The sequence below is a fragment of the Streptomyces sp. NPDC090108 genome (assembly GCF_044747185.1).
GTDB lineage: Bacteria > Actinomycetota > Actinomycetes > Streptomycetales > Streptomycetaceae > Streptomyces.
Map to the genome: position 1 here is coordinate 100,592 of NZ_JBIVDQ010000005.1, position 16,179 is coordinate 116,770.

The 16,179-nt window shown below is 72.6% G+C and carries 16 protein-coding genes; 12 read left to right on the plus strand and 4 right to left on the minus strand.

The window, feature by feature from the left end; all coding sequences use genetic code 11:
* The first annotated feature begins 120 nt into the window (after positions 1–120).
* Genes ACIPRD_RS18740 through ACIPRD_RS18750 form a run of 3 tightly spaced genes read left to right on the plus strand, consistent with a single transcriptional unit; the run spans position 121 to position 2,422 of the window.
* Complete coding sequence (locus ACIPRD_RS18740; protein WP_356397548.1) at positions 121–474, plus strand: histidine triad nucleotide-binding protein; 354 nt, start codon at positions 121–123, stop codon at positions 472–474.
* A gap of 6 nt (positions 475–480) precedes the next feature.
* Positions 481–1,386, plus strand: a complete 906-nt coding sequence (locus tag ACIPRD_RS18745) for a ribonuclease Z (RefSeq protein WP_401564322.1) — start codon at positions 481–483, stop codon at positions 1,384–1,386.
* 31 nt (positions 1,387–1,417) lie between these two features.
* Positions 1,418–2,422 carry an adenosine deaminase gene (locus ACIPRD_RS18750; RefSeq protein ID WP_356397553.1) on the plus strand — a complete coding sequence of 335 codons (1,005 nt, stop codon included), beginning with the start codon at positions 1,418–1,420 and terminating at the stop codon, positions 2,420–2,422.
* Here the strand turns inward: ACIPRD_RS18750 and ACIPRD_RS18755 are convergent.
* Positions 2,374–3,675, minus strand: coding sequence for an MFS transporter (locus ACIPRD_RS18755; protein WP_401564324.1), 1,302 nt, complete (start codon positions 3,673–3,675; stop codon positions 2,374–2,376). The two genes, ACIPRD_RS18750 and ACIPRD_RS18755, sit on opposite strands and share 49 nt — an antisense overlap.
* A gap of 575 nt (positions 3,676–4,250) precedes the next feature.
* Here ACIPRD_RS18755 and ACIPRD_RS18760 point away from each other — a divergent pair.
* The 6 genes from ACIPRD_RS18760 (at position 4,251) to ACIPRD_RS18785 (ending at position 10,183) form a co-directional block, all read left to right on the plus strand.
* Positions 4,251–5,540: a glucarate dehydratase family protein gene (locus ACIPRD_RS18760; protein WP_401564327.1), complete on the plus strand. Its 1,290-nt coding sequence runs from the start codon at positions 4,251–4,253 to the stop codon at positions 5,538–5,540.
* 103 nt (positions 5,541–5,643) lie between these two features.
* The gene (locus ACIPRD_RS18765) at positions 5,644–6,786 is read left to right on the plus strand and encodes a carbohydrate kinase family protein (protein WP_401564329.1); all 1,143 of its coding nucleotides are present in this window, start codon (positions 5,644–5,646) and stop codon (positions 6,784–6,786) included.
* A gap of 149 nt (positions 6,787–6,935) precedes the next feature.
* Positions 6,936–8,006 carry a PhoH family protein gene (locus ACIPRD_RS18770; RefSeq protein WP_356397561.1) on the plus strand — a complete coding sequence of 357 codons (1,071 nt, stop codon included), beginning with the start codon at positions 6,936–6,938 and terminating at the stop codon, positions 8,004–8,006.
* 15 nt (positions 8,007–8,021) lie between these two features.
* On the plus strand, positions 8,022–8,519 hold the full coding sequence (gene ybeY / locus ACIPRD_RS18775; protein ID WP_356397564.1) for an rRNA maturation RNase YbeY: 498 nt from the start codon (positions 8,022–8,024) through the stop codon (positions 8,517–8,519).
* Between the two features lie 9 nt (positions 8,520–8,528).
* Complete coding sequence (locus ACIPRD_RS18780) at positions 8,529–9,827, plus strand: hemolysin family protein (protein ID WP_356397566.1); 1,299 nt, start codon at positions 8,529–8,531, stop codon at positions 9,825–9,827.
* Positions 9,824–10,183 (plus strand): MmcQ/YjbR family DNA-binding protein, encoded by a 360-nt coding sequence (locus tag ACIPRD_RS18785; protein WP_401564332.1) that lies wholly within the window; start codon positions 9,824–9,826, stop codon positions 10,181–10,183. Before ACIPRD_RS18780 ends, ACIPRD_RS18785 begins: the two co-directional genes overlap by 4 nt.
* A 75-nt stretch (positions 10,184–10,258) precedes the next feature.
* Here ACIPRD_RS18785 and ACIPRD_RS18790 read toward each other — a convergent pair whose 3' ends face one another.
* Entirely contained in the window at positions 10,259–11,713 is a 1,455-nt protein-coding gene (locus ACIPRD_RS18790; RefSeq protein WP_401564335.1) for an MFS transporter, read from the minus strand.
* A gap of 159 nt (positions 11,714–11,872) precedes the next feature.
* Between ACIPRD_RS18790 and ACIPRD_RS18795 the strand changes: the two genes are divergently transcribed.
* Positions 11,873–12,694, plus strand: coding sequence for a helix-turn-helix transcriptional regulator (locus ACIPRD_RS18795; protein ID WP_356399067.1), 822 nt, complete (start codon positions 11,873–11,875; stop codon positions 12,692–12,694).
* A gap of 30 nt (positions 12,695–12,724) precedes the next feature.
* The gene (locus ACIPRD_RS18800; protein WP_401564338.1) at positions 12,725–13,078 is read left to right on the plus strand and encodes a cytidine deaminase; all 354 of its coding nucleotides are present in this window, start codon (positions 12,725–12,727) and stop codon (positions 13,076–13,078) included.
* Between the two features lie 299 nt (positions 13,079–13,377).
* Here the strand turns inward: ACIPRD_RS18800 and ACIPRD_RS18805 are convergent, their stop codons facing one another.
* Both ACIPRD_RS18805 and ACIPRD_RS18810 read right to left on the minus strand, forming a co-directional pair.
* Positions 13,378–13,716 carry a P-II family nitrogen regulator gene (locus tag ACIPRD_RS18805; protein ID WP_356397579.1) on the minus strand — a complete coding sequence of 113 codons (339 nt, stop codon included), beginning with the start codon at positions 13,714–13,716 and terminating at the stop codon, positions 13,378–13,380.
* The gene (locus ACIPRD_RS18810) at positions 13,713–15,023 is read right to left on the minus strand and encodes an ammonium transporter (RefSeq protein ID WP_401564341.1); all 1,311 of its coding nucleotides are present in this window, start codon (positions 15,021–15,023) and stop codon (positions 13,713–13,715) included. The genes ACIPRD_RS18805 and ACIPRD_RS18810 overlap by 4 nt, the downstream gene beginning before the upstream one ends.
* Before the next feature lie 189 nt (positions 15,024–15,212).
* Between ACIPRD_RS18810 and era the strand changes: the two genes are divergently transcribed.
* Complete coding sequence (gene era / locus ACIPRD_RS18815) at positions 15,213–16,175, plus strand: GTPase Era (RefSeq protein ID WP_401564344.1); 963 nt, start codon at positions 15,213–15,215, stop codon at positions 16,173–16,175.
* Positions 16,176–16,179 lie beyond the last annotated feature (4 nt).

A 16,179-nucleotide genomic window follows, 5' to 3' on the forward strand; every position in this document is an offset into this window, starting at 1 on the left:
GGCGCGGGGCTGTACCGGTCCGCGGCTCCGCCGCGTGGGCGCGACCGGCCCCCCGCCCGCCCGTACCCGACCGACTACCATGCCCCGTACACGATCACCGGCGAAAGCGAGCGCAGCGCAATGGCGGGAGAACCGCAGGACGACTGCCTGTTCTGCAAGATCGTCGCGGGTACGATCCCGGCGACGATCGTCCGCGAGACGGACACCACCGTCGCCTTCCGGGACATAAACCCCCAGGCGCCCACGCACATCCTGGTGATCCCCAAGGTCCACTACCGGGACGCCGCCTCCCTCGCCGCGGCCGAGCCGGCGATCGCGGGAGACGTGCTGCGCGAGGCCGGTGAGGTCGCCGCGGGCGAGAAGCTCGACAGCTACCGCACCGTCTTCAACACCGGCAGCGGCGCCGGACAGACCGTCTGGCACGCCCACGCGCACGTCCTCGGCGGCCGCGGCCTCGAATGGCCCCCCGGGTAGGTCGCCGTGTCCGTACGTGAACTGGTGGTCCTCGGCACCGCGAGCCAGGTCCCGACCCGGCACCGCAACCACAACGGCTACCTGCTGCGCTGGGACGGCGAGGGCATCCTCTTCGACCCCGGTGAGGGGACCCAGCGGCAGATGCTGCGCGCCGGGGTCGCCGCCCACGACCTGAACCGGATCTGCGTCACGCACTTCCACGGCGACCACTCGCTCGGCCTCGCCGGGGTCATCCAGCGGATCAACCTCGACCAGGTCCCGCACGAGGTCACCGCGCACTACCCGCGCTCCGGGCAGCGCTTCTTCGACCGGCTGCGGTACGCCACCGCCTACCGGGAGACGGTCGCGCTCACCGAGGCGCCGGTCGACGCGGACGGCACCCTCGCGGCGACCCCGTCGTACACGCTGGAGGCCCGCAGGCTGTCCCACCCCGTCGAGTCCTACGGCTACCGGCTCACCGAGCCCGACGGCCGCCGCATGCTGCCCGGACGGCTCGCCGCGCACGGCATCGGCGGGCCGGACGTGGGCCGCCTCCAGCGCGAGGGCCGGCTCGGGGACGTGACCCTCGACGAGGTGAGCGAGGTGCGGCGCGGACAGCGGTTCGCGTTCGTCATGGACACCCGGCTCTGCGACGGCGTCCACGCGCTCGCCGAGGGCTGCGACCTGCTCGTCATCGAGTCCACCTTCCTCGACGAGGACGCCCGCCTCGCCGCCGATCACGGCCACCTGACCGCCGGGCAGGCCGCGGCGGTGGCCCGCGACGCCGGGGTGCGGCACCTCGTGCTGACCCACTTCAGCCAGCGCTACTCCGACCCGGCCGAGTTCGAACGGCAGGCCCGCGCGGCCGGGTTCGAGGGCGAGCTGACCGTGGCGCACGACCTCCAGCGCGTGCCGCTGCCCAAGCGTGGATGAAAGCCCAGGTACAGGGTCGTACGATGCTTTGATGCCCCTCCCGAAAGCAGAACTGCACCTCCACATCGAAGGCACCCTCGAGCCCGAGCTGGCTTTCCGGCTCGCCGAGCGCAACGGCGTCACGCTGCCCTACGCGGACACCGAAGAACTGCGCGAGGCCTACCGGTTCGAGGACCTCCAGTCCTTCCTGAACCTGTACTACGAGCTGATGGCCGTCCTGCGCACCGAGCAGGACTTCGAGGACCTCGCCGACGCCTACCTCGCCCGCGCCGCCGCGCAGGGCGTACGGCACGCGGAGATCTTCTTCGACCCGCAGGCGCACCTCGCCCGCGGCGTGGACATGGGCACGGTCGTGGACGGGCTGTGGCGGGCGCTCGGCAGCAGCGAGGAGAACCACGGCGTCTCCACCCGGCTGATCCTCTGCTTCCTGCGCGACGAGTCCGCCGAGTCGGCGCTGCGCACCCTGGACCTGGCCAAGCCCCACCTCGACCGGATCACCGGCATCGGCCTGGACTCGGCCGAGGTCGGGCACCCGCCGGTGAAGTTCCGCGAGGTGTACGAGGCCGCCGCCGCCCTCGGCCTGCGCCGTGTCGCGCACGCCGGTGAGGAGGGCCCGCCGGAGTACATCACCGAGGCCCTGGACGTGCTCGGCGTGGAGCGCGTCGACCACGGCCTGCGCTGCATGGAGGACCCGGCGCTGGTCGAGCGGCTGGTCCGGGAGCGGATCCCGCTGACCCTGTGCCCGCTGTCCAACGTCCGGCTGCGCACCGTCGACGTGCTCGCCGACCACCCGCTGCCCGCGATGCTGGACGCCGGCCTGCTCTGCACGGTCAACTCCGACGACCCGGCCTACTTCGGCGGTTACGCGGGGGACAACTTCGACGCCGTCCGCGAGACCCTCGGCCTGAGCGAGGACCGGCTGCGCGAGCTGGCCCGCAACTCCTTCCTCGCCTCCTTCCTGGAGGACGACGAGGAGCGCCGGGCCCGCTACCTCGCCGAGGTCGACGCGTACACGTTCGGACCGGCTGCCTCGTAGGCGCCCCGGCCGGCCGGCGCGGCCGTCGCCGCCGTCCTCACGCCGGCGTCCGCGGTGCCGTAGCCGGCGGGGGAGGGCGCCGCGGCGGGCTGGAGGGTGACCTCCACGACCTCCACGGCAGGCAGCGGCCGCCTGCGCGTCCGGAGCGCCACCGCGGTCATGGGCACCGCGACCGCCACCAGTACGGCGGCCAGCACCTCGCCCATGACCGGGAAGCCGGCCCGTGCCGCGAGCAGGCTCCCGGTCAGCGGGCCCGCCGCGGTCCCCAGCGAGGACGCCGCGCCCACCAGCACCGCCCACCGGCCGCGCGGGTCCAGGGAGGCCGCGAGCCCGATGACGTACGAGAGCACGACCGGGTAGAGCAGGTTCCAGGCGATCTCGCCGGCCGCGAAGGACCGCAGACCGGTGGCCGACGCGCTGACCCACACGCAGACCGCGATGAGCGCCGTGCCGAGGCCGATCGGCAGCGCCCGGCCGAGGCGCGGTCCGGCCACGCCGGCGCCCACGACCCCGAGCAGCCCGGCGCCGAGCGCGACCGCGAACACCGCGCCGACGGTGACCTCCGTGAGGTGCGCCTGGACGAGGCCGATGCGGCCGCTGACCCCCCACAGGGAGTTCTGTCCCAGGGACCACAGGGGCATCGCGCAGGCGAGCAGCAGTCCGGCCCGCGGATGCGGCAGCCGGCCCCCCGCCGCGTCCGTCGCGCGGGCCGGAACGGTCCGGGCGGGCAGCCGGCCGGTGAGCGGCCAGACGGCGAGCGCGGTCAGCGCGATCGCGGCGAGCGGCAGCCCGTGTCCGGGACCGAGCCGGGGGATCGTCAGGTACAGGGCGCCCGCGAGCGCGGAGACGCAGAGCAGGCCGAGCGTGGTGATCCGGTGCGGGTCGGGCCGGCCCGCGATGCCGCTCACGGCGACCGCGTTGACCGTGCCGGACCCCAGGCCGCCGATCACCGCGCCCGCGACGACGGCGGGCACGGACCCGGTGAGGGCCGCGCCGCCGTAGCCGGCGGCCGCGAGGGTCAGCCCCAGCCGGGCCAGGGTGCGCGCCCCGGTCCGGTCGACACGCGAGGCCAGCAGGAAGCCGGCCGTCGCCGAACTCAGCAGCAGGGCACTGCCGATGGCGCCGGCCTGGGTGGCGGAGAGGGGAAGTCCCGCGTCGAGCCTGCCGACCGTGGTGGGCAGCAGGTAGGAGGCCAGATATCCGGCCGTGAACAGGGCGACGAGGGGCCAGGGGAGGGAGCGGGGGGCGGACACGGGCGTTCCCGGGGCAGGCGAAGGAGCGCTCGCAGGGAGCGGCTCGGAAGAGGTGGGGGAAGGGCGTCGGCCGTCGAACGACGGGAACGCGCGAGCAAGTTGTATCAAGCACGCGGTTCGAGAAGAAGCCGGACGGCAGTGATGTGGGTCACATGTGGTTTGTGGTGCGGAAGTCCGGGTAGAAGAGCACGCCCGACCGCTCGGCGTACCGGTCGGCCTCCCCGTCGGATGATCACATCGGGCTCCGGATGCGCTATGGTTGACCACGTCGAGGTCGCCGGAACTCCCGGAACCTGACAATGCGTTGGTGGTCCAAGGAAAGACGCCCCGCTTCCTGCGGGGAAATGCAGGTGCAAGGCCTGCCCGGCGCTCCAGCAGAACCCCATCCCGCTCCGTGCGGGGTGGGGTTCTTCGCGTTTCCCCGGCTCCCGGCCTCCCGCTCCCGGCCTCCCGCTCCCGGTCTCCCGCTCCCGGCCCTCACGTCCGCCCCTGCCGCGCGCCCGGCGCCCCATTGACGGCTCGTCGTTCGCGTATCTAGCCTCGGTTCTCATACATGACCGCAGAGGAGCCGCCCCGTGACCCGCGACCTGACCATCACCGAGGTACGGCTGACCCCGATCCTGGTCGCCGACGCGCCCCTGCTCAACACCCAGGGCGTGCACCAGCCTTACACCCCGCGACTGATCGTCGAGGTCGTGACGGCCGACGGGGTCACCGGACTCGGCGAGACCTACGGCGACGCCAGGTACCTGGAGCCGGCCCGCTCCCTGGCCGCCCTGCTGCCCGGACGGTCGGTCATGGATGTGAACGGCCTGTTCGCGCTCGACCTCGCCGTGGACGAGAGCCGGGTCGCGGACACCCTCGACGCGGGCGGACTGCGGGGCGTCCAGAACGCCGACAAGCTGCGGCTGTCCGTGCTGTCCGCCTTCGAGGTCGCCTGCCTCGACGCCCAGGGCAAGGCGCTCGGACTGCCCGTGCACGCCCTGCTCGGCGGCAAGGTCCGCGACTCGGTCGAGTACAGCGCCTACCTCTTCTACAAGTGGGCCGGCCACCCCGAGGGCGTCCCCTGCGAGCCCGACGAGTGGGGCGCCGCCCTGGACCCGGCCGGAATCGTCGCCCAGGCACAGGAGTTCACCGAGCGGTACGGATTCACCTCCTTCAAGCTCAAGGGCGGCGTCTTCCCGCCCGACGAGGAGATTGCGGCCGTACGCGCCCTCGCCGAGGCATTCCCCGGGCACCCCCTGCGGCTCGACCCCAACGGCGCCTGGTCGGTGCCGACCTCGCTGAAGGTCGCCGCCGAACTCGCCGGAGTCCTCGAGTACCTGGAGGACCCGGCCCTGGGCACCGCCGCCATGGCCGAGGTGTCCGCCGGCACCTCCGTGCCCCTCGCCACCAACATGTGCGTGACCACCTTCGGCGAGATCAGGGAGGCCTTCACCGCGGACGCCGTCCAGGTGGTGCTCTCCGACCACCACTACTGGGGCGGACTGCGCAACACCGGCCGGCTCGCCGCGATCTGCGCCGCGTTCGGCGTCGGGGTGTCCATGCACTCCAACACCCATCTCGGCATCAGCCTCGCCGCCATGACCCAGGTCGCGGCCACCGTGCCGGACCTCCACCACGCCTGCGACTCCCACTACCCCTGGCAGTCCGAGGACGTCCTCACCGAACGGATCGAATTCACCGGCGGCCGGGTCGCCGTGTCCGACGCGCCCGGACTCGGCGTCGAACTCGACCGGGACGAACTGGCCCGGCTCCACCGGCGCTGGGCCGAGGACGACGGGACGATGCGCGACCGCGACGACGCCGCGGCCATGCGGGCGGCCGACCCCCGCTGGCGCACCCCCGCGATGCCGCGCTGGTAGCCGCGCGGGCCCGCGGGGGCGACAACTCCCGGTGCGCGAGCCCGGACGCGGGGCGGACGGTGGTGCACACTGGCCGGATCCGCACCACGTCAGGGAGCGCACCGTGACCCCGTCCCACGCGATCGCCGGAGAGGAACCGGAACACCTCACCCAGGCAGCACGCCGCGAGGCCCAGCTCGATCCGCTGGCCGCCCTGCGCGCGCCCGGCGATCCGCCCTGGGACGTCTACCTCACCGGCCCGGTCTTCCTCGACATCATCTTCACCGGCCTGGAGTCGGCGCCCGTGCGCGGCACCGAGTCCTGGGCGCGCGGGATGGGCTCCAGCCCCGGCGGGGTCGCCAACATGGCCGCCGCCCTCGCCCGGCTCGGCCTGCGGACCTCCCTCGCGGCCGCCTTCGGGGACGACCACTACGGCGAGTACTGCTGGGACGCGCTCGAACAGGGCGAGGGCATCGATCTGACGCCCTCGCGGACGGTGCCCGGCTGGCACTCGCCGGTCACGGTCTCCATGGCCTACGAGGGCGAGCGGACGATGGTCTCCCACGGCCACGAGCCGCCGCCGGAGGAGACGGTGCCGCACTGCCCGCCCCCGGCACGGGCCGCCGTCGCCTCGCTCACCCCGGGGTCGCGGGCCCCCTGGATCGCCCAGGCCGCACGGGAGGGCACCCGGATCTTCGCCGACGTCGGCTGGGACGAGACCGGGCGCTGGGACCTGGCCGGACTCGCCGACCTGGAGCACTGCGAGGCGTTCCTGCCCAACGCCGAGGAAGCCATGCGCTACACCCGGTCGGACTGCCCCCGGGCCGCCGCGCACGCCCTGACCGCGCACGTCCCGGTGGCCGTCGTCACGCTCGGTTCCGACGGGGCGTACGCGGTGGACCGGCGGACCGGGGAGGCCGCCGAGGTGCCCGCGATCGCCGTCGAGGCGCTCGATCCGACCGGGGCCGGGGACGTCTTCGTGGCCGGATTCGTCACCGGGACCCTGGCCGGCTGGCCGCTCGCCGACCGGCTGGCCTTCGCCGGTCTCACGGCGGCCCTGTCGGTGCAGGAGTTCGGCGGATCGCTGTCGGCGCCGGGCTGGTCCGAGATCGGCGCGTGGTGGCGCAGGGTGCAGGAGGTGGAGGGGCAGGACCCCGCCGCCCTGCGGCGGTACGCGTTCCTGGAGACCCTCGTCCCCCGGGAGCTGGACCGGCCGTGGCCGCTGCGGCGGGCGGTCCCGACCATCGGCTTCCGGCGGTCCTCCTGACCCCTCGCGGACCGTGCCGCGCGGGGCGTGCGGGGCTGTCGAAAACTCCTACGGTCCCGCCCGTGCCCCGTCGTACCCTGGACAGTGCGAGGCCGCCCTCAGCTACGCGGCCGTGACGAGGAGGAACCGCAGGCCTACAGCGCCGGCCCATGACTCAGACACCCACAGCTCGTACCTCCGCGCAGGAGCAGGCGAGAGCACAGTTCACGGTCCCCGCCCAGCACCCCATGGTCACGGTCCTCGGGTCCGGCGACTCCCTCCTGCGTGTGATCGAGAAGGCCTTCCCGGGGGCCGACATCCATGTCCGGGGCAACGAGATCAGCGCGGTCGGCGGTCCGGCGGAAGTCGCCCTGATCCAGCGTGTTTTCGACCAGATGATGCTGGTGCTCCGCACCGGTCAGCCGATGACGGAGGACGCAGTGGAACGCTCGATCGCCATGCTGAAGGCGAGCGAGGAAGGGACGAGCGACGGTCCGGAGACCCCGGCCGAGGTGCTCACGCAGAACATCCTCTCCTCGCGCGGCCGCACGATCCGTCCCAAGACGCTCAACCAGAAGCGTTACGTCGACGCGATCGACAAGCACACGATCGTCTTCGGCATCGGCCCCGCCGGTACCGGCAAGACCTACCTGGCCATGGCCAAGGCCGTGCAGGCCCTGCAGTCCAAGCAGGTCAACCGGATCATCCTCACCCGCCCCGCGGTGGAGGCCGGCGAGCGCCTCGGCTTCCTGCCCGGCACGCTCTACGAGAAGATCGACCCCTACCTGCGCCCGCTGTACGACGCGCTGCACGACATGCTGGACCCGGACTCGATCCCGCGCCTCATGGCGGCGGGCACCATCGAGGTCGCCCCGCTGGCATATATGCGCGGCAGAACCCTCAATGACGCCTTCATCATCCTGGACGAGGCCCAGAACACCAGCCCCGAGCAGATGAAGATGTTCCTCACCCGGCTCGGCTTCGACTCGAAGATCGTGATCACCGGTGACGTGACGCAGGTCGACCTGCCGAACGGCACCAAGAGCGGTCTGCGCCAGGTGCAGGAGATCCTGGAGGGCGTCGACGACGTGCACTTCTCCCGCCTGTCGTCCCAGGACGTCGTACGGCACAAGCTGGTGGGACGTATCGTCGACGCGTACGAGCAGTACGACAGCACGCACGGTACGGAGAACGGCTCCCACAAGGGCGGCCGGGGCCGGACCGGGCACAAGGGGAAGTAGAGACACGGCACCACCATGTCGATCGACGTCAACAACGAGTCCGGAACCGAGGTCGACGAGCAGGCGATCCTCGACATCGCCCGCTACGCGCTCGCGCGGATGCGCATCCACCCGCTCTCCGAGCTCTCGGTGATCGTCGTGGACGCCGACGCCATGGAGCAGCTGCACATCCAGTGGATGGACCTGCCCGGCCCCACGGATGTCATGTCGTTCCCGATGGACGAGCTGCGGCCGCCCACCAAGGACGAGGAGGAGCCCCCGCAGGGACTCCTCGGCGACATCGTGCTGTGCCCGGAGGTCGCCACCCGGCAGGGGGCCGAGGCGCCCACGCAGCACTCCATGGACGAGGAGCTCCAGCTGCTCACCGTCCACGGCGTGCTGCACCTGCTCGGGTACGACCACGAGGAGCCCGACGAGAAGGCCGAGATGTTCGGTCTCCAGGCCGCCATCGTCGACGGGTGGCGGGCCGAGCGCGGCATGACCGGGCCCTCCCCGGCGCCGACCGTCTCGTAAGAGGGGCGTATGAGTCCGCAGATCGTTCTCGGGGCGATCGCGCTGGTCGTCGTCGCCTGGCTCGCCGCCTGCGCGGAGGCGGGCATCGCGCGCGTCTCCAGCTTCCGGGCCGACGAGGCCGTGAAGTCGGGCCGGCGCGGCAGCGCCAAGCTGGCCCAGGTCGCCGCCGACCCCACCCGTTACGTCAACGTCGCCCTGCTCGTCCGGGTCGCCTGCGAGATGGCGGCGGCGGCCCTGGTGACGTACGGCTGCCTGCGCGCGTTCTCGCAGACCTGGGAAGCGCTCCTGGTCGCCATCGGCGTCATGGTCCTGGTGTCCTACGTCGCCGTCGGCGTCTCCCCGCGCACCATCGGCCGCCAGCACCCCCTCAACACGGCGACCGTGGCGGCGTACGTGCTGCTGCCGCTCGCCCGGATCATGGGCCCGGTGCCCTCGCTGCTGATCCTCATCGGCAACGCGCTCACCCCCGGCAAGGGCTTCCGGCGCGGCCCGTTCGCCTCCGAGGCGGAGCTGCGCGCGCTGGTCGACCTCGCCGAGCAGGAGTCGCTGATCGAGGACGAGGAGCGCCGCATGGTGCACTCGGTCTTCGAACTCGGCGACACCCTGGTGCGCGAGGTGATGGTGCCGCGCACCGACCTGATCGTCATCGAGCGGTACAAGACCATCCGGCAGGCCCTCACCCTCGCGCTGCGCTCCGGGTTCTCCCGGATCCCGGTGACGGGCGAGAGCGAGGACGACATCGTCGGGATCGTGTATCTCAAGGACCTGGTCCGCAAGACGCACATCAACCGGGAGTCCGAGAGCGACCTGGTCTCCACCGCGATGCGCCCGGCCGTCTTCGTGCCCGACACCAAGAACGCCGGCGACCTGCTGCGCGAGATGCAGAAGGAACGCAACCACGTCGCCGTCGTCATCGACGAGTACGGCGGCACCGCGGGCATCGTCACCATCGAGGACATCCTGGAGGAGATCGTCGGCGAGATCACCGACGAGTACGACCGGGAGATTCCGCCCGTGGAGGACCTCGGCGACGACCGCTTCCGGGTCAACGCCCGCCTGGACATCACCGACCTCGGCGAGCTGTACGGCCTCGACGAGTACGACGACGAGGACGTGGAGACCGTCGGCGGTCTGCTCGCCAAGGCGCTCGGCCGCGTGCCCATCGCGGGCGCGTACGCCGAGGTCGAACTGCCCGACGAGCGCCGCCTGAAGCTGACGGCGGAAGCGGCGGCGGGACGCCGGAACAAGATCGTCACCGTGCTGGTGGAGCCGTCCGGCGGCCCCGCGGAGAAGCGGGACGGCGAGTGACCCCCCAGGAGCTGCGCGCCCTGTGCCTGTCCTTCGAGGCGGTGGTGGAGGACTTCCCGTTCAACCCGGAGACCTCCGTCTTCAAGGTCCTGGGCAAGATGTTCGCCCTCACGAACCTGGGCGCGCGGCCCCTGACGGCCAACCTCAAGTGCGACCCCGAGGACGCGGTCCGGCTCCGCGCCGAGCACGCGGGCCTGATCGTCCCTGGCCGGCACATGAACAAGCGGCACTGGAACACCGTGACGGTCGACGGCGCCCTGCCCGGCCGGCTCGTCCGCGAACTGGTCGAGGACTCCTACGACCTCGTCGTCGCCGGCCTGCCGAGGGCGGAGCGGCTGCGGCTGGACCGGCCCTGAGGCTCCTGGACACGTCCGGACGCGCCGCGGGGCCGGACCGCCCGTGGGGCGTCCGGCCGTGCGGCGCGGGACCGTTCAGACCTCCGGCCGGCCCCGGCGCAGCCCCAGCCCGATCGCGGCGGCCGCGACGAGGGTGAGCGCCGCGTCCAGGGCGAGAACGGTGTGGACGCCGGACAGCAGGTCGCGGGAGGTCGTGGCGAGCACCCCCAGCAGCGGGATGCCGACGGTGATGCCGACCTGCTGGGTGGACGTCACCAGACCGGTGGCCAGACCCTGCTCCGCGTCCGGGACACCCGAGGTGACGGTGACGCCGTACGAGACGATCGCACCCAGGTGGCACATGCTCGCCAGCGACACCGCACCCGCGGCGAGCCACACCGACCAGGCGCCGTCGTCCAGCAGGAGCAGGGACGCCACCAGCGCGCCCTGCCCGGCCAGCGAGCCGACCAGGGTGCGGCGGGCGCCGAACCGGCCGATGACCCTCGCGGCACGGGTGCCGGCGAACGCGGACAGCACGCCCTGGAGGCCGAAGACCAGACCCGTCTCGAAGGCCGACAGACGCAGGATCTCCTGCAGGTACAGGGTCAGGGCGAAGACCACCGTCGACATCATCGAGAAGGTGACCAGTCCGCCCAGGTTGCCCCACGCCACCGTGCGGCGGCGCAGCATGGACAGGGAGACCAGCGGGGTCGCCGTACGGGACTCGACCAGGGTGAACGCGGCCAGCAGCACGAGCCCGGCGGCCGTCGTCGCGATGACGTCCGCGCGGCCGAAGCCGTGGTCGGCGGCCGTGGACAGGCCGTAGATCAGGGACAGCAGGCCCGCGGTGACGGTGACCGCGCCGGGCACGTCCAGACGGGGGCGGTCCTGGGCAGAGGCGCCTCCGCCGTCCTCGCGGCCCCGGGGGAGGGACTTCGGCAGCAGGCCCGGCGCGAGCGGCAGCACGAGCAGGGCGAACACCGTGAGCAGAGCCATCGTGGAACGCCAGCCGAGCGCTTCGGTCAGCACACCGCCCGCGACCATGCCGGTCGTGAAGCCCAGCGACAGCAGCGTGCCGGAGATGCCGAGGGCGCGCTCGCGGGCCGGACCCTCGGGGAAGGTCGTGGTCAGCAGGGACATGCCGGACGGCACGATCGCCGCCGCGCCGAGCCCCTGCAGCGCGCGGCCCGTGAGGAAGGTCGCCGGGTCCCAGGCGAGCGTCGCCAGCAGCGAGGCCGCGCCGAACAGGGCCAGACCGGTGAGGAACAGCCCGCGGCGGCCGTACAGGTCGCCGACGCGGCCGAAGAGCAGCAGGAAGCCGCCGGAGGGGAGTGCGAACGCGGTGACGGCCCACTGCAGGGCCGAGGGGCTCATGCCGAGGTCGGCGCCGAGCCGGGGCAGTGCCACGTTCAGCACCGAGAAGTCCAGCGCGACCATGAACTGGGCCGCGCACAGCACGATCAGCACGAGCTTGTCGCGCGTCGACAGCCGGGAGGTGTCGGGTGACGCGTCCTGGCGGACGCCTGGCCGGGTGGTGGTCTCGATCGCCATGGCAACAGCCTCGTGCGGCCGGAACAAGCGTGGGGAGTCGGAACTTATGGTGGTGGTGGCACCACCAGACAGGCGACGAGGGGGAGTCGGGACGTGAGCGCTGCGGGGACGCCGGGGACGGCGAGGAGCGAACGGCGCAGCGAACTGCGGGAGTTCCTGATGAGCAGGCGCGCCCGGGTCGCACCGGAGGAGGCCGGTCTGCCGCTGGGCGGGGCGCGGCGGCGTACGCCCGGACTGCGCAGGGAGGAGGTCGCCGTGCTCGCGGGGGTCGGCGCCTCCTGGTACCAGTGGCTGGAGCAGGGCCGGGACATCTCCGTCTCCCCGCAGGTCCTGGACGCCGTCGGCCGGGTGCTGCGGCTGAGCGACGCCGAGCGCCGGCATCTGTACGTACTGGCCGGGCTGAACCCGCCCGCGCCCGAAGTGGCGCCCGGCAGGCGGGACATGTGCGACGGGCTGCGACGGCTGATCGACACCTGGATGCCGTATCCGGCCCACATCATGGACCGGTACTACAACTGCGTGATGTACAACGAGGCCGCCGCGGTGGTCCTGGGCATGCGGCGCGACGGCACGCAGAACTGCCTCGTCGACTTCTTCGCCGACCCGCTGTACCGGTCGCGCAGCGCGAGCTGGGAGCGCAACGCCCGGACGGTCGTCGCCCAGTTCCGGGCCGCGTGCGCGGCGAACCCCGACGACGAGGGCTTCCGGGCGGTGCTCGCCGAAGTGACGGCGCTCAGCCCCGAGTTCGGCAGGATCTGGGCCGAGCGGGACATCGAGGACCCGGGGCAGATCCGCAAGGAGCTGGAGCATCCGCTCGCCGGGCTGCTGGTGGTGGAGTCGACGGCGATGCGGATACCGGCGCGGCCCGATCTGTCCATCGTGCTGCACACGCCGCTGGAGGAGGCGAACACGGCGGCGAAGCTGGAGTGGCTGGCGTCCGCGGAGGGGCGGCGGGGGGCCATGTATCCCGTGGCCGGTTGAGGACCTGGCGCGGGTTCGTATGCTCTGGGCATGAGCGAGAGCAACGAACTTGATCCCGAGGACCGCAAGATCGTCACGCTGGCGCGTTCGGCGCGGGCCCGCAACGGGGTGCCCGAGGGGGCGGCCGTACGGGACGAGACCGGGCGCACGTATGTCGCGGGGTCGGTCTCGCTGGCGTCGCTGGAGCTGAGTGCCCTGCGGACGGCTGTCGCGATGGCGGTGGCGTCCGGGGCGAAGTCGCTGGAGGCGGCGGCCGTGGTCAGTGAGGTGGAGGGGGTCGCGGCGGAGGATCTGGCGGCGGTGGCCGATCTCGGGGGTGCGGGGACGCGGGTGCTGGTGGCTTCGCCGGACGGGGTGGTGCGGGGGACCGTCTCCGCGGGCTGAGGCGGCCAGGGGGCTCCGCCCCCGGGACCCCCGGGTCTCTCACCCACCACACCCCCCGTCCCGGCCGGCCGAGAGGCGCCCGGGCGGGGTGGCGGCCTGGCCGGCCGGGAGTGCCCGGGCGGGGTGGCGGCCCGGTCGGCCGAGAGTGCCCGGGGAGGATGACGGCCCCGGCCGGGCAGCTGCCGGGCCGGGACGGCGACGCGGTCGGTTGTGAGGGGACCGGCCCGGATGGTGACTCGGTCGGCCGAGAGGGGACCGGGCCGGGGCCCGGGCGGTCGATGAGGGGACGGGGGCCCGGGCTACAGGGCGTCCGGGCCGCGTTCTCCTGTGCGGACGCGGACGACCGTTTCCACCGGGACCGACCACACCTTGCCGTCGCCGATCTTGCCGGTATGGGCGGCGGCCACGATCGCGTCGATCGCCTCGTCGGCCACCGCGTCCTCCACCACGGTCTCGATGCGGACCTTCGGGACCAGGTCGACACGGTACTCGGCGCCCCGGTAGACCTCGGTGTGGCCGCGCTGGCGGCCGTAGCCGCTGGCCTCGGTCACGGTCAGGCCGTGCACGCCGAGCTCCTGGAGCGCGGTCTTGACCTCGTCCAGACGGTGGGGCTTGACGATCGCGGTGATGAGCTTCATGCCTGGCGCTCGACCTTCTGGGCGACGGAGTGGGCGAGGGAGTGGCCGACCGGGGCGCCATGGCCCAGGACCCCGTGATCGTAAGCGGACTCGGCGTGCACCGTAAGGTCCAGGCCGGTGTACTCCTGCTCCTCGCTCGCCCGGAAGCCCATCACCCGGTGCAGCAGCCTGCCGAGCCCGTACGTCACCGCGAACGCGTATCCGCCCACCGCGAGCACCGCGACCAGCTGCCTGCCCAGCGGGGCGAGCCCGCCGCCGTAGAAGAGGCCCTGCGCGCCGCCGGTCATCGCCTTCTCGGCGAACAGCCCGATCAGCAGGGTGCCGATGACACCGCCGACCAGGTGGACGCCCACGACGTCCAGGGAGTCGTCGTAGTCCAGCCGGAACTTCCAGCCCACGGCGTAGGAGCAGACGACACCCGCGGCCAGGCCCACGACCAGCGCGCCGAGCAGGGAGACCGTGCCGCAGGACGGGGTGATCGCGACCAGGCCGGCCACCGCGCCGGAGGCGGCGCCCAGGGTGGTCGGGTGGCCGTCGCGCCGCTGCTCGACGAAGAGCCAGCCGAGCAGGCCGGTGCAGCCGGCGGCCAGGGTGTTCAGGAACGCGGCCGCGGCGAGGCCGTTCGCGCCGAGCGCGGAACCCGCGTTGAACCCGAACCAGCCGAACCAGAGCAGACCGGCGCCGAGCACCACCATCGGGAGGCTGTGCGGCCGCATCGCGTCACGCTTGAAGCCGATACGCGGGCCCAGGACCAGGCACAGGGCCAGGCCCGAGGCGCCCGAGGTGATCTCGACGGGCAGGCCGCCCGCGAAGTCCAGCGCGCCCAGCCGCTCCATGATCCAGCCGCCGGGCCCCCACACCCAGTGGGTGACCGGAACGTATACCAGCAGGGTCCAGACCGGCACGAAGACCAGCCACGCCGAGAACTTCGCGCGGTCCGCCACCGCGCCGCTGATCAGGGCCGCCGTGATGATCGCGAAGGTGAGCTGGAAGGTGGCGAACAGCAGGGTGGGCACCGTGCCGTGCACACTGCCGGGACCGATGCCCGCCATCCCGGCGTGGCCGAGGCCGCCGATCAGGCCCGCGAAGGCGTCGCCGCCGAAGGCGAGGGAGTAGCCGGCCGCCAGCCACACCACCGTGACCAGAGCGATCGACACGAAGCTCATCATCAGCATGTTGAGGACGCTCTTCGTGCGGACCATGCCCGCGTAGAACAGGGCCAGGCCCGGGGTCATCAGCAGGACGAGGGCGGTGGCCGCGAGGAGCCAGGCGGTGTCGCCGGTGTCGACGTGGGCGGCGAGGGGCACGGGCGTCTCCAACGGTGTGGGGGGTTCGTCAGAGGGTCACGGCCGCCGGTTTCCGGTTGCGTACAGGTGTGTTTCGGTGACGTTTCGTCGCGGCCGGGTTTCCGGAACCTCACGGGCCGGGCACCGCGGGGCCGCGGTCCGGGCACGGTCCGGACGCCTGGTGCGGCACGCGCTCGCGAATCAGGGAGAATGAACGCCATGAGCGTTCGTACCCAGTCATCCGAGCAGTCGGGCGAAGCCGTCCACCGCGCAGGCTTCGCGTGCTTCGTGGGCCGCCCCAACGCGGGCAAGTCCACCCTCACGAACGCTCTGGTCGGGCAGAAGGTGGCCATCACCGCGAACCAGCCGCAGACCACGCGGCACACGGTCCGCGGCATCGTGCACCGGCCCGACGCCCAGCTGATCCTGGTGGACACCCCCGGACTGCACAAGCCGCGCACGCTGCTCGGCGAGCGCCTCAACGACGTCGTGCGCACCACGTGGGCCGAGGTCGACGTGATCGGCTTCTGCCTGCCGGCCAACGAGAAGATCGGTCCCGGCGACCGCTTCATCGCCAAGGAACTGGCGGGCATCAAGAAGACCCCCAAGGTCGCGATCGTCACCAAGACGGACCTGGTGGACTCCAAGACCCTCGCCGAGCAGCTCATCGCCATCGACCAGCTGGGCAAGGAGCTGGGCTTCGAGTGGGCGGAGATCGTGCCGGTGTCGGCGGTCGGCGACAAGCAGGTGAACCTGCTGGCCGACCTGATCGTCCCGCTGCTGCCCGAGGGCCCCGCCCTCTACCCCGAGGGCGACCTCACCGACGAGCCCGAGCAGGTCATGATCGCGGAGCTCATCCGCGAGGCCGCTCTGGAGGGTGTCCGCGACGAGCTGCCGCACTCCATCGCGGTGGTCGTGGAGGAGATGCTCCCGCGCGAGGACCGCCCCGCCGACAAGCCGCTCCTGGACATCCACGCCAACCTCTACATCGAGCGGCCCAGCCAGAAGGGCATCATCATCGGCCCCAAGGGCAAGCGGCTGAAGGAGGTCGGCATCAAGTCCCGCAAGCACATCGAGGCGCTGCTGGGCACCCCGGTCTTCCTCGACCTGCACGTCAAGGTCGCCAAGGACTGGCAGCGCGACCCCAAGCAGCTGCGCAAGCTCGGCTTCTGACCGT

Coding starts and splice junctions, on each gene's coding strand:
- ACIPRD_RS18740 (WP_356397548.1), top strand. CDS start 121: ATGGCGGGAGAACCGCAGGACGACTGCCTGTTCTGCAAGATCGTCGCG.
- ACIPRD_RS18750 (WP_356397553.1), top strand. CDS start 1,418: ATGCCCCTCCCGAAAGCAGAACTGCACCTCCACATCGAAGGCACCCTC.
- ACIPRD_RS18770 (WP_356397561.1), top strand. CDS start 6,936: ATGACTCAGACACCCACAGCTCGTACCTCCGCGCAGGAGCAGGCGAGA.
- ybeY (WP_356397564.1), top strand. CDS start 8,022: ATGTCGATCGACGTCAACAACGAGTCCGGAACCGAGGTCGACGAGCAG.
- ACIPRD_RS18780 (WP_356397566.1), top strand. CDS start 8,529: ATGAGTCCGCAGATCGTTCTCGGGGCGATCGCGCTGGTCGTCGTCGCC.
- ACIPRD_RS18790 (WP_401564335.1), bottom strand. CDS start 11,713: ATGGCGATCGAGACCACCACCCGGCCAGGCGTCCGCCAGGACGCGTCA.
- ACIPRD_RS18795 (WP_356399067.1), top strand. CDS start 11,873: ATGAGCAGGCGCGCCCGGGTCGCACCGGAGGAGGCCGGTCTGCCGCTG.
- ACIPRD_RS18800 (WP_401564338.1), top strand. CDS start 12,725: ATGAGCGAGAGCAACGAACTTGATCCCGAGGACCGCAAGATCGTCACG.
- ACIPRD_RS18805 (WP_356397579.1), bottom strand. CDS start 13,716: ATGAAGCTCATCACCGCGATCGTCAAGCCCCACCGTCTGGACGAGGTC.
- era (WP_401564344.1), top strand. CDS start 15,213: ATGAACGCCATGAGCGTTCGTACCCAGTCATCCGAGCAGTCGGGCGAA.